The following is a 13,924-nucleotide window of genomic DNA, read 5'->3' as shown; positions in this document are numbered from 1 at the left end:
GACCATTGGTCATTTCTGTGTTATACCATACTATAGAAAATGACCATTGGTCAATAATTATTTTTTTAGGAGGAAGGATATGAAAAAAACTATCTGAACTGATAGTAAAGCTTAGATATGTGATCCTGATCGTGGCAATAGCTCTTTTGATCCCATCAGGAATCGGATATCTGAACACAAGAGTTAATTATGATATTCTTACATACCTGCCTAAGGACATAGAGACAATGAAGGGTCAGGACATTCTTCTTGACCAGTTTGGAACCGGTGCTTTTGTTCTGTTTGTGGCAGAGGGCATGGAGGAAAAGGACGTTGCAGATCTTAAGACCAAGATTGAGGACGTGGACCATGTGGCAGATGTTATCTGGTACGACAGTGTAATGGATTTAAGCATCCCCATGGAAATGCTTCCAAGCAAAGTATATGAAGCTTTTAACGCAAATGATGCAACCATGATGTTTGTGGTGTTTGATTCAGGAACTTCAGAAGACTGCACCATGGACGCCATTGAACAGATCAGAAAGATTGCCAACAAGCAGTGCTTCATGAGCGGCATGAGCGCAATCGTTACAGATACAAAGAACCTTGCCATGAAGGAGACACCAATTTACGTTGGAATCGCAGTTCTCCTGGCGGTTATCGTTCTTTCACTTACAATGGATTCTTACCTTATTCCACTGTTCTTCCTTTTGAGCATTGGAATGGCAATCGTTTACAACATGGGTACAAACGTATTTAAGGGAGAGATCTCTTTTATCACCCAGTCACTTAGTGCAGTACTTCAGCTGGGAGTTACCCTTGATTATTCAATCTTCCTGTGGCACAGCTACCAGGAGGAGCTGGAAAAGGAATCAGACAAGAAAATGGCTATGGCAAATGCCATCACAGCTACTTTCCAGTCAGTTATCGGAAGCTCAATTACAACAATCGCAGGTTTCGTTGCTCTTTGCTTCATGAGCTTTACACTGGGCCTTGACCTTGGAGTTGTAATGGCAAAGGGTGTTATCTTCGGCGTTATCGGATGCGTAACAATCCTGCCAAGTATGGTCCTTATTTTCGACAATCTTATAGAGAAGACAAAGCATAAACCACTTATGCCTGAGTTTGACAGGATCCCTAAGTTTGTTGCAAAGCATTACCTTGCTTTCTTTGCAATCTTCCTGGCACTGCTCTTACCGGCAATATATGGTAACAACCACACTTCAGTTTATTACGACTTAACACAGACACTTCCAAAGAGTCTTGAGAGTGTACAGGGTGCTGACAAGGTGGATGAGAAGTTCGATATGAACTCAGCATACATGCTCCTTGTAGACAAGAATCTGGATACAGCTTCAATGAATGAGATGATAAAAGAGCTTGAGGCTACAGACGGAATCCTTTCTGTACTTGGAGTTGATTCAATTGTCGGACCTGCTTTCCCAAGAAACTTCATCCCTGAGGATCTTTTAAATGATCTGGAGAGCGATGAATGGAAGATGATTCTTTTAACAACTGATTACAAGATAGCTTCCGACGAGATCAACGCTCAGATCGCAAATGTTGACAGCATCGTAAAGAGCTATGATCCAAAGGCTATGGTAGTTGGTGAGGCTCCATGTACAAAGGACCTTATCAATATCACAAACCATGACTTCCAGGTGGTAAACTTCGTTTCCATCGGACTGGTATTCCTTATCATCGCCTTTGTACTTAAGTCCGCATCACTGCCATTTATCCTGGTAGCGGTCATCGAATTTGCGATCTTCGTAAACATGGGACTTCCGTACTACACAAAGACCACCATTCCTTTTATTTCATCGGTGGTAATCGGAACAATACAGCTTGGAGCCACTGTTGACTATGCGATCCTTATGACAACAAGGTTCCTGAATGAGAGAAATGCAGGCCATGACAAGAAAGAGGCTACACTCATAGCTCTTTCCACCAGCATGAAGTCAGTAATTGTCAGTGCACTTAGCTTCTTCGCAGCAACCTTTGGCGTTGGACTTATTTCCAGCATCGATATGATCGGATCACTGTGCATGCTCATGGCAAGGGGTGCCATCATCAGTATGTTCACTGTTCTTCTGGTTCTGCCGGCGATGTACATGATATTCGACAAGCTCATTATGAGAACAACCTTCGGTATGAATGTTCAGGAAAAGACAGATCATCACACCAATGGAATGTTCCACAGACATAAGGTTGCATAAATCGCAGCCACAATAGAGGAGGAAAAAGTAATGATCAGAAAGAACTTAATGAAATCACTATCAGTTATAATGGCTGCCATGCTTGCAGTAATGACAGTAGCATGTGGCAAGGCCGGAACTGAAGCTTCTACAGCAATAGAGACAGCTGCTCAGGTTCAGGAGACAGATGTCGTAGAACAGACAATAGCAACTGCAACACAGATCGCAGGAACAGAGTCAGAGGCAGGAAAGGTTGAGACTGTATACGTTACAGCTGATGCTAACGGAGCAGTAAACGACGTAATAGTAAGTGAGTGGCTCAAGAACGTAACAGCTTCTTCAGAACTTGCTGATACTACAGAGCTTAAGGACATCGTAAACGTTAAGGGTTCAGAAACCTTCACAGATAACGGTGACGGAACACTTACCTGGAATGCAGATGGTTCAGATATCTACTATCAGGGAACTACAGACAAGCAGCTTCCTGTAAGCATGAAGATCACTTATACTCTTGATGGAAAAGAGATTGCTCCTGAGGAACTTGCAGGAAAGAGCGGAAAAGTTACTATCCATTTTGAGTATGAGAACAACGCAAAGCAGACTGTAAATGTAAAGGGCAACGATATTGAGGTTTACACACCATTTGCTGTTGTTTCAGGAATGCTTCTGGATTCAGACAAGTTTGCAAACGTTGAGATCTCAAATGGTAAGGTTATCTCCGATGGTGGCAAATACGTGATCATGGGTGTTGCAACACCAGGTCTTAAGGAGAGTCTTGATATCTCTGATGAGAATTGGGATAAGCTTGAGGATGCAGATGAGATCAAAGAGAAGCTCTCAAATTCCTTCGAGATCACTGCTGATACTACAGACTTTGAGCTTGGTATGACTATCACAATGGCAAGCTCAGATATCCTTTCAGACTTCGGTCTTTCAGATCTCACAGATTCAGATGAGGTCGAGAAGATCAAGGATGACATGGGCGAGCTCAGAGATGGTTCAGGTAAGCTTGTTGATGGAACAAAGACCTTAAAGGATGGCACAACAGAGCTTAGAGATGGTACTGGAAAGCTCTATAACGGTACAACAGATCTGGCGGATGGAGCTAAGAAGCTCTACAGCGGAGCAACAGAGCTTTCAGACGGAACAGCAAAGCTTCTTGATGGAACAGGTTCTTTATCAGACGGAGCATCAAAGCTCTATGATGGAACAGGCTCTCTTAAGGATGGAACAGTATCCTTGAAGGATGGTACAGAAAAGCTCTATAAGGGCGTTAAGGATTATACAGACGGAGCAGCTCAGATAAATGCAGGCGCAGGCCAGCTGGCTGGTGGTATTGCCAAGGCAAAGGCTGGATCTGATCAGCTCCTTGGTGGCATGCAGCAGAAAGACTTAAAGACAAATGCCAACAAGCTTGTTAAGGGCGGAACTCAGATCAGCTCAGAGCTTAGCAAGTTCGGCACAGCAGTAGATGCCATCACAACTTTGAAGGGAATGTATGACAGCCTTTCAGCAGCAGAAGCATATCTTACAGGAGACGGAGAGCTTTCAGCAGCTGCGGTTTCTGGTCTTGCTATTGCAACAAATGGTAAGGTTTCTTCAGCTGAGACTGCTGCAGCACTTAAGGGTGCTAAGAGCCAGGTAGAAGATGGTGCTAATACTCTTCAGGCAGGAGCGTCACAGCTTTCGAAAGGCGCTGGCAATTTAAGCACAGGCTTGAGCCAACTTAATTCTTTGCTTAATGGGGGAGCTAATGCAGCACCTACTGCTTCAACCGAGACAGTTACACAGACTGAGAACTATGAAGAGAACGTAGTTGATGCTGAGTTTGGTGAAGTTAAAAAGGACGAAGCACAGCCTGTAGAAGAACAGCCAGTAGTTGAAGAGACTGTTGAAGAGAAGACAGAAGAAGAGAAGCCTGTAGAAGAGAAGACTGTAGAAGAGAAGCCTGTAGAAGAGGAACCTGTAGAAGAGGAACCTGTAGAAAGCGTAGATACACTCACATCTTCTTTCGTAATGGTTACAGCTCCTGTAGGTTCTGGGGAAGTAACTCCTGAAATGCTTCTGGAGTCCAAGGCAGCACCAAATAACAGTGAAGAGTCAATTACACTTACCGGTGATGACCTTGCAGCATACAGAGAGTTCCAGAATAATAAGGCTAAATACGATGATTACGATGCACTTCAGTACAAGTGTCAGGTTATGGAAGGTCAGCTTAATACAATAAAGGGCAGCATTGGACAGCTTTCAGCTGGAGCAAGCGCTCTTTCCACAAGCTCACAATCCCTTGCAGAAGGTGCAACTAAGCTTCAGGGAGGAATCCCTTACTATGGTTCTTACAATCAGGCCCTTGGTTCAGTACAGGGAATGAAGGGAGTTATCAAGACCATTCTTGCTAAGGTAAGCATTGATCCTGATAATTACGATCCTGCAACAGTTGAGACACTTAAGCAGAAGTTCGCTCTTATTCAGCAGTTCACTGATGGAAGCGTTCAGCTGGCAGCCGGTGTTGACTCAATCTATGATGCAACAGCAGCAATCAATTCAGGTCTTGGGGAGCTTCAGACCGGTGCAAATACTCTTGCAGCAGGAACACAGAAGCTTACTTCAAACAATGACAGCCTTGTTTCCGGAGCTTCCCAGCTCAATGACGGTGCTGCTAAGTTGGATGACGGAGCTGGACAGCTCAAGGACGGTGCAGGACAGCTTAAGGATGGCGCAGGTCAGCTTCAGGACGGTGCAGGACAGCTTAACAGCGGAGCACATGAGCTCTCAGACGGAGCAGGAAAGCTCAGCAACGGAGCAAATGACCTTAACAGCGGAGCAAAAGAGCTTAACGATGGTGTTATCACTCTTGATGATGGCGTAAAGGAACTTCTTGACGGCGTTTGCAAGCTGGACAAGGAAGGAATCCAGAAGCTCTATGAAGCATTTGATGGAGATTTTACAGAATTTGCAGACAGAATGACAGCTATTCAGGAAGCTGCAAAGGAGTACAAGTCCTTCGGCGGATCAAATGATGATGAGAACAGCAGCTGCAAGTTCATCATCAAGACAGACAGCATTAAGGATCTTTGATATATTATCCTCTCTAAGATAAAACAGGGGGACGTTGTGGTGATCACATCGTCCCCCTGGCTTAGTTTTATTTAACTATTTAGCACCTTTCAATGGCACTCAGGATATCTTTGTTCTGATAAGGCTTTGTTACAAACTCACAGGCTCCCAGAGCCTCGGCTTCAGCTCTCTTTTCGTTCTGACCGGCAGCAGAAAGGATGATCACCTTTGCGTCCGGATCAAATTCTTTTATGAGTTTTAAGGACTCAAGGCCGTTCATTTCTGGCATTGTGATATCCATTGTAACCACATCGGGCTTAAGCTTCTTGTAGAGCTCAAATCCTTCTTTTCCATCTATGGCCTGTCCGGCAACGGTGTAGCCCTTAACTTCAAGCATATTTACCAATAATCTTCTTGAAACGCTGGAATCGTCAACTACAAGTACACTCTTCATGGTGAGACCTCCATAAATAAGTTTTGCCCAAAGATCAATTCTTATGGATGTATTTTATCACAATTTCATCAATAAAATAAATCATATTATAATCATTCAGGTAATGTTAATGAAACGGACTTCTGAGAAAGCTCCCTGAGGATACTCAGAGCAGACACTGAGCTGATAATCCCCGATTATATGGCTGGAAAAACGGAGCTTTTCACAGTCATAGTCCTTTGTTCGGGCCCTTACTTCCCCTGCCTCGCTGTATATTTCAATCTGCTTAGGAACCAGGGCTATCCCCATTCCGCTGTGTTTCATTACGCTTTCTTTCAGGGTCCACAATCTGGTGTAGGCCCACTCTATAGGGAGATTACTGGCAAAAGAAAGATCCACGTCATTATAGACATAGTTGATCAGGGTATCCTTGAACACTCTGCACTTTTCTATGTCCACTCCGATCTCTTTGTCCGAAATACCGAGGGCTACCAGATCCCCTGAGTGGGAAATGTTGAAAAACACATCCTCATGTCCCTTGATATATGGCTTTTCCCGGCCTTTGTAGCAAAGCTCATAATCTTTTATTCCGGCCTCCTCCAGAGCTTTATATAAAAGGATTCCGGCACCAAGGGAAAGGCGCTTGCTTTTTTCAGGTTTAAAGGTATCTATTTTGTTTTTTCTTGTCTCATCCATCCTGTCATACCAGGCCCTAAAGCTCTTTTCATCGGTAAGGACGGATACGTCTAAAAGATAAAGTTGATTAGTTATGGACATTTCTTTTCCTTCGCATTATATGTTCTGCTTAAGTATACAATAAAACAACAAATAAGTGATAAAATAATAAATACGGGAGGTTTTGGCCATGAATATAGTTCTTTTGAATGATTCTTTTCCGCCGGTAATTGACGGCGTTGCTAATGTAGTAATGAATTATGGGGCTGTTCTTACGAACACTCTTCAGTCAAACGTGGTCGTGGGAACTCCGAGGTATCCGGATGCCACCTACGAGGGGTATCCCTACAAGGTTGTGGCTTATCCAAGCCTTGATACAACGGAATTTGTCCATGGGTATCGTGCGGGAAATCCGCTTTCCATCAGGGAGATTGCCCAGATGGCTGAGATAAAGCCGGAGATCATCCACACCCATTGTCCCGCTGCTTCTACGGTAATGGCAAGGATTTTGCGAAAAGAAACAGGAGCGCCAATCGTCTTTACCTATCACACCAAGTTTGATGTGGATATAGCAAGGGCTGTGGGAGAGGGTTTTCTTAAGAAGGAAACCATAAAGACTATGGTCAGTAACATTGAGGCCTGCGACGATGTATGGGTTGTTTCCGAAGGAGCTGGCGAGAACTTAAGGTCCCTGGGCTTTGAAGGTGAGTACAGGGTTATGCCAAACGGCGTTGATTTTCCAAAGGGGAGAGTCAGCGATAAGGAGGCAAAAGAAATAACGGCGCCCTACGACATACCTGAAGGAATTCCGCTGTTTCTTTTTGTGGGAAGGATAATGAAGTACAAGGGACTGCCTTTGATCATAAATGCTCTTAAGATCCTTGCGGAAAAAGGCGTGGATTTCAGGATGGTATTTGTGGGCGGAGGAGCAGACGCCGAGGAAATGCAGGAGATGACAAGACAGCTGGGGCTTGAGAGCAAGGTCATCTTCGCCGGGGCAGAGCACGACAGAGAAAAGCTCAGGGCTTGGAACACAAGGGCGGATCTGTTTCTTTTCCCTTCGGTGTATGACACCAACGGAATTGTTGTTAGAGAGGCAGCAGCCTGTGGCCTTGCAAGCGTTCTTATTAAGGGTTCCTGCGCGGCTGAAGGTATAACCCATGACAGGAACGGCTTCGTGATCGACGAGACGCCAGAGGCTATGGCGGAGCTTTTGTATGAGGTTTCAGGAGACCTGGACCACCTTCACCAGGTGGGACAGAAGGCTATGGACGAGATCTATATTTCCTGGGAACAGGCTGTGCGCCTGGCTTTTGACAGGTATAAAGAACTTCGGGAGATGGTGAAAAATGGCGACATCGGAGTCAGAAAGCATCAGAGTTTTGAGTACCTGATGAATTCCGCTGCCACGGTCCTTGATGGAACCCACAAGGTTTTTGTTGATAATCCAAGAATCATGTACGATGGCATGAGGGACAACTTCCAGGAGTTTAAAGAAAACGTGGAAGAGTTCAGAAAAGACTTAAAGATCAACATGGAGGACTTCAGGAATGATATGAAGGACAGCATGGATGATTTTAAGAGTGAGCTGAATGATGGCTTTGAAAAGATCAGGGATAAAATAAATAAGAACTGAGGTACTAGGAGATGGATGATAGAGAATGGTATAAGCCCATGTCTTTTTATCAGATCTGGGTCAGAAGTTTTGCAGACGGAAATGGTGATGGTATCGGAGATCTTTATGGAGTATACGACAAGCTCTCCTACGTAAAGTCACTGGGAGTAGACGGAATCTGGTTTTCGCCGATCTATCCTTCGCCAAATGCAGACTATGGGTATGACATTTCTGATTACAAGAATATCCATCCTGATTTTGGAGACCTGGACCAGTTTAAGAAGGTGCTGACAAGGGCCCATGAAATGGGACTTAAGATCATTATGGACCTGGTGGTGAATCACACCTCTGATGAGCACCCCTGGTTTGTGGAGAGCTGTAAGGGCAAAGACAATCCCTACAGCGACTATTATATCTGGCGTGATAAGCCAAATAACTGGGATTCCCTGTTTGAGGGAGAAGCCTGGGAATATGTGCCTTCAAGGGGACAGTACTATCTCCATATTTTTGCAAAAAAACAGCCTGACCTAAATATGGATAATCCCAAGGTCAGGGAAGAAGTTAAGAGCATAATGCGCTTCTGGCTTGATATGGGAGTTGACGGCTTTAGAGAGGACGTTATCAACTTCATATCCAAGAGAGAAGGGCTTCCTAACGGACTGCCTTTTTTGCCTGCAGCAAAGGGCATGTCCCACTACAAGGATGGTCCCCATATTCACGAATATATGGCTGAGTTCAGGAAGGTCTGTGAGGACTACAACTGTTTCCAGCTGGGGGAAGGACCTATGACCACCGTAAAATCTGCCATGAAGTATCTGACAGGGCCCACAAAGTCCCTGGATATGATGTTTTCCTTTGACCACATGATGGCAGACTGCATGTACACTGAGTATCTCCACAGGCCATTTTCTTTGGTGAAGTTGAAAAAGGCCTTTACCAAATGGCAGTATGCTTTGGCAGGAAAGGGATGGAATGCTCTGTATATTGAGAACCATGACCACCCCAGGATCATCAGTAGATATGGCAGTGAGCTCTTTTGGCGTGAGAGCGGAACCATGCTGGCGGCCAGCTACATCTTCCAACAGGGAACTCCATTTATATATCAGGGCCAGGAGATTGGCATGACCAACATTAAGCTCATGTCCATCGACCAGTACGTGGATGTTTCCTCCATCACCAATTATCACACCTATCATCTGAAGGAGGATCCTGAAAGGCGACTTCATCGAATTCATCTGTCCAGCAGAGATTCTGCCAGAACGCCTATGCAGTGGGATACCTCTGAGAATGCGGGATTTTCCAAGGTTAAGCCTTGGTTTTATGTGAATCCCAACTACAGCAAGGTCAACGTTGCCAAGGAAGAGGAGGATAAGGAAAGTATCCTGTGGTTTTACAGGAAATGCCTGGCTCTTAGAAAAGGTTCAGAAACTCTTATCTATGGCGATTATACCGAGTACTTCCCAAAAGATAAGAACATCTTCATGTATGAGAGAAGCCTTGGAAAAGAGAGTTACCTGATAATCTGTTCTTTCTCCCGTTTTCCTGTTCGTGCTCATAAGCCGGAGAAGTTTAAAGGGCACAAGGGAGAACTTGTTCTTTGCAACTATGAGGGCGAATCAAAGCTTTTGCATAAGAAGGGACTACTGCGCCCGTTTGAGGCCAGAGTTTATCGGTATAATCTGGAATGAGTCTGGGAAGAAATTGACGAAATAATAAAAATGTTTATGCTAATTTAAGGATTAATTTACATCTGTTCATAGTAATATATATGTAGGGAATTAATGTAGCCAAAGTGCGCTTTTTCGGACTTACGAAAGGAGCCCGTCATGAATCGTGTTGCCTGGAAGAGGACGGTAGTCTTTGCTCTATTAATGGTCTTTACATTTACAGGTACTGCCTGCGGGTCTGGGGCTTCGAATACCCTGGACCAGCAGAGCTTGTCTAAAGAACCTGATACATCACATTTTCTTGTAGCTGTGGAGGATGAACCTGACACAGTCGATTTTCAATGCACTTCAATCCACTATACAATTGCACAGAATGTCTTTAACCGCCTTGTGGAGATGGAAAACGACGCAAATGGCGATATGGTGATACTGCCTTCTCTGGCTGAGTCCTGGGAGATTTCCGAGAATGGAGTTGACTATACTTTCCATTTGAGGGAAGGAGTTACCTTTAGCAATGGTTCTCCTTTGACTGCGGCTGATGTTCAGTACACTTTTGAAAGAATGCTGACTCATCCTGATGCCTGCAATCAGGATATAGTAGACATTATAGCCGGAGCTTCTGCTCTGGAAAATGGCGAAACAGAGCATCTGGAGGGCTTTAAGGTCGTAGATGACCTTACTTTTGTCATTACTCTGGAACAGCCTTTTGAGGCTTTTTTAGCCTGCCTTTCCATGCCCGGAGCATCTATTCTTGACGAGGAAACAACCAGGGATGCAGGGGATGACTTTGGTAAAAAGCCTGAATGCACCATCGGAACAGGCTCTTTTATCCTGTGGAAATGGACCCCCGGAGAAGGAATGCTTCTTACTGCTAATCCAAGGTGCTGGCAGGGGGCGCCTAAATGCGAAGGTCTTGATCTGCGGTTTTTGAGCGATGCAAGCGAGATCCGCAGGATGTTTGAAGATGGTGAGATCGACGTGCTGGATCTGGATGAGGCCGGCGATTCTGCTGAGTTTTTCCTCCATGGTGAAAAATATAAGGACAGGCTCTTTAAGGTACAGCGCATTGGTATAGCTTATATTGCGCTTAATGAGAGCATTGCGCCTCTGGACGATGTCCGGGTCCGCAAGGCTATGCAGCTGGCCCTTGACCGTCCGTCTCTTTTGGCTGCTGTTTACGGCGACAATGGCTATGTTGAGAATGGAATATTCCCTCATGGGCTTTATGGATTTAACCCTGATCTTCCGCTTATCCCTCATGATAATGACACAGCAAAAGAGCTTTTGAATGAGGCAGGCTATTCAGATGGATTTGACTTCACTGTAAGTATCAACTCTTCATCCACCAGGTGGGAACTTTCTGTCATGAAGCTTGCAGTATCCATGTGGGCAAAGGTCGGAATCAGAGCTCATATTGATGTAATTGATGAAAGTGACTTTATAAGCCAGAGAAAGAACGGTGAACTGGCATGTTACACAGCACAGTGGATGGCTGATTTTAATGACCCTGACAACTTTATCTATACCTTCTTTGGGAATGAGCATAACACCAAATACAGAAGCCTGTGCTATCCTGATGCAGGCATAATGGAGCGGGTGCAGAATGCCAGGGCTATATCAGACAGAGATAAGCGTGTCAATGAATATCAGGAACTTGAGCGCATCATCATTCAGGATGATGCAGCCTGGATCCCGCTGTATTCAAGACAACGTTATTATGTTACTTCAGAAAGGCTTGAAGGTATTCAGGCATCGTGGAACGGGTCTGTGAAAAATAAGTATCGCGAGATGTCAATTAAGTACTAGAGATAGCTCTTTTCATGGACAGGGAAAAAGGAGATGAATGCTGATGCGTTCGATTCGGTGGACGATTACGCTGATCACCATCCTCGTAATCCTTACAAGTATAATATCCGTTTCCGTTGCCAGTCAGATCATTATACGCAATGAGACGGATGATATTTCTGTGGATACCATGAATCTGATAAATGATGGTACCGACAGGCTTTTAGACAACTATTTTCAGGGTATCCAGAATTCTGTGGAGATCATAGCAAACATTGCAGTTGATGATCTTGACAGTGTTTTTCTGGTGGAAAATAGTGTGGTAAGACCTGATGAAGAAGAAAGTTACCGGAGTCCTGAACAGATCGAGGCTCTGGACAGTTATCTTAGGGAGTACTGCCAAAAACTCCAAATTCTCTTTTCCGGTGTCGCGGACAATACGCAGGGTATAATATCATATTTTTACTGCATAAGTCCGGATGTTAGCAGTAATGAACATGGTTTCTTTTATATGAAGAAGGGGAAGACTGGCCTTATAGAGCAACCTCCTCTTGATGCGACTAACCTCCAGCCCAATGAGGACCTTGGCGGAACCTGGTATGATGTGGTAGTTGCCATGGGGGCTCCCGGGTGGCTTGGACCATACATTTGCCAGGGACAGTGGGTCTGCTCATATATGGTTCCGATCTACGATGCGGGAATGCTCATAGGTGTTATGGGAGTGGACATTTCCTGTGAATCTCTGTCTGCGCTTGTGGAAGATATAAGATTATACAAGACAGGGTATGTATGCCTTATGGATGCAAATGGCCGTGTGATCTATCACCCCGATATGCCCATAGGAAGCCATATCGATCAGCTTGAGGAAAAAGCTAAAAGCGAGATTTTGCAGGAGGATAATTCCAATGAAAGGCTGATCCGCTACTCGGTTGATGGGGAAAAGAGACAGCTGTCTTTTTCTACTCTTTCCAATGGTATGAAGTTGGCTTGTGTTGTGCCTGTAGATGAGGTTAATGACTCATGGCCTAGGCTTTTGTGGGATACTTCTATTATCGCTATAGTGATAATTATAGTTTTTGTGACCTTGATCTTCTTCATGATGGGAGTTATTACCTGGCCTTTGAAGCAGCTTACTGAAGCTTCTCAAAAGCTGGCTGAATCGGATTACAACGTGGATCTGACTTATCACAGTAAGAATGAGATTGGTGTTCTGACCAGCGCATTCCGAAAGATGAGAGATCAGATCAGGAAAAATATTGATGACCTTAACCATCAGCTCTTTTACGACAAGCTCACAGACCTGCCTAATATGAGAAGGTTCTTTACCCTTGCAGCCCAGGAGAGGGATACTCTTAAAGAGGCGGGAAAAGAAGCTGTCATGGTATATTTCAATATTATAGGAATGAGGAATTATAACCATCAGTATGGCTTTAAAAATGGCGATAAGCTGATCATGGACTTTTCGCAGATATTGTCTCGGAATTTTGGTGCTGACAGGGTATGCAGACTTAGTGCAGACCAGTTTGCGGCAGTTGCTGACGGGGCGGAGGTGGAAGAGATTTGTGCTCAAGTTCTCAATGAGTGTGAGACCGCAATGGACGGGAAAAGACTTCCTATCCGTGTTGGAATCTATCCCGACAGTCTTGGGAGAGTTGGCACGGATGTGGCCTGTGACCGTGCTAAGTCCGCCGCCGATAAGAAAAAGGGCGAACTTTCCTCTTCAATTACTTATTATGACGAGAAAATGATGAAAAGAACTGAGGTTGACCACCACATTATCCACAACCTGGACCGTGCCCTGGAGGAAGGATGGGTTAAGGTTTACTATCAGCCGATTGTTCGGTCAGAAGATGAAGAGCTCTGCGATGAAGAGGCTCTGGCTCGCTGGATAGACCCGGAACTTGGATTCCTTTCACCTGCATATTTTATTCCTGCTCTGGAGCAGTCAAAGCTCATCTACAAGCTTGATCTTTACATTGTGGATCAGGTACTTAAAAAGCTGAATCAGCAGAAAGAAACTGGTGCTAAGATTATTTCCCAGTCCATCAATCTTTCCCGCATGGATTTTGAGAGCTGTGACGTTGTTGAAGAGATCCGCAGAAGGGTAGATGATGCAGGAATAGAACGATCAATGATTTCTGTTGAGATCACAGAAAGCGTTATCGGTGGTGATTTCGAATTTATGAAGGGGCAGATCGCAAGGTTCCAGGAGCTGGGATTCCCTGTTTGGATGGACGACTTTGGAAGCGGTTATTCCTCCCTTGATGTTCTTCACCAGATCCGCTTTGATCTTATTAAGTTCGATATGCGTTTCATGGAAAAGTTTGACGAAGGCGACGGTGGTAAGGTCATCCTCACCCACATGTTCAACATGGCCATGGGTCTTGGCTTGGAGACCCTATGCGAGGGCGTAGAAGAAGCAGACCAGGTAGAGTTCCTTCGCCAGGCAGGATGCGCCAAGATCCAGGGCTACTACTACGGCAAGCCCACTCCGTTTGAGTAAAGGTGACGGGGACGG

8 protein-coding genes are annotated in these 13,924 nt (G+C 44.9%); 6 read left to right on the top strand and 2 right to left on the bottom strand.

Annotated features, from left to right (window positions below):
- Positions 1–119: 119 nt before the first annotated feature.
- Together BO18_RS03505 and BO18_RS03500 are read left to right on the top strand one after the other, a co-directional pair.
- Positions 120–2,195, top strand: a complete 2,076-nt coding sequence (locus tag BO18_RS03505) for an MMPL family transporter (RefSeq protein WP_242856506.1) — start codon at positions 120–122, stop codon at positions 2,193–2,195.
- Positions 2,196–2,225: 30 nt separating this feature from the next.
- On the top strand, positions 2,226–5,252 hold the full coding sequence (locus tag BO18_RS03500) for a hypothetical protein (RefSeq protein WP_034443630.1): 3,027 nt from the start codon (positions 2,226–2,228) through the stop codon (positions 5,250–5,252).
- Between the two features lie 79 nt (positions 5,253–5,331).
- Here the strand turns inward: BO18_RS03500 and BO18_RS03495 are convergent, their stop codons facing one another.
- Positions 5,332–5,685: a response regulator gene (locus tag BO18_RS03495; protein WP_034443628.1), complete on the bottom strand. Its 354-nt coding sequence runs from the start codon at positions 5,683–5,685 to the stop codon at positions 5,332–5,334.
- Between the two features lie 96 nt (positions 5,686–5,781).
- Entirely contained in the window at positions 5,782–6,441 is a 660-nt protein-coding gene (locus tag BO18_RS03490) for a 4'-phosphopantetheinyl transferase family protein (protein ID WP_034443627.1), read from the bottom strand.
- A gap of 88 nt (positions 6,442–6,529) precedes the next feature.
- On the opposite strand from BO18_RS03490, the gene BO18_RS03485 reads away from it, so the two are divergent.
- From BO18_RS03485 to BO18_RS32385, 4 genes are all read left to right on the top strand, one after another.
- Positions 6,530–7,975 carry a glycosyltransferase gene (locus BO18_RS03485; RefSeq protein ID WP_051688476.1) on the top strand — a complete coding sequence of 482 codons (1,446 nt, stop codon included), beginning with the start codon at positions 6,530–6,532 and terminating at the stop codon, positions 7,973–7,975.
- 11 nt (positions 7,976–7,986) lie between these two features.
- Positions 7,987–9,642 (top strand): alpha-glucosidase, encoded by a 1,656-nt coding sequence (locus BO18_RS03480; protein WP_034443626.1) that lies wholly within the window; start codon positions 7,987–7,989, stop codon positions 9,640–9,642.
- 138 nt (positions 9,643–9,780) lie between these two features.
- On the top strand, positions 9,781–11,427 hold the full coding sequence (locus BO18_RS03475; protein ID WP_034443624.1) for an ABC transporter substrate-binding protein: 1,647 nt from the start codon (positions 9,781–9,783) through the stop codon (positions 11,425–11,427).
- Between the two features lie 43 nt (positions 11,428–11,470).
- Positions 11,471–13,909: an EAL domain-containing protein gene (locus BO18_RS32385; protein ID WP_051688475.1), complete on the top strand. Its 2,439-nt coding sequence runs from the start codon at positions 11,471–11,473 to the stop codon at positions 13,907–13,909.
- Positions 13,910–13,924: the final 15 nt, after the last annotated feature.

The sequence above is a fragment of the Butyrivibrio sp. AE2032 genome, from assembly GCF_000702965.1.
The sequence above is the reverse complement of the archived record's forward strand: the minus strand, read 5'-3'. Positions and strand labels throughout refer to the sequence as shown.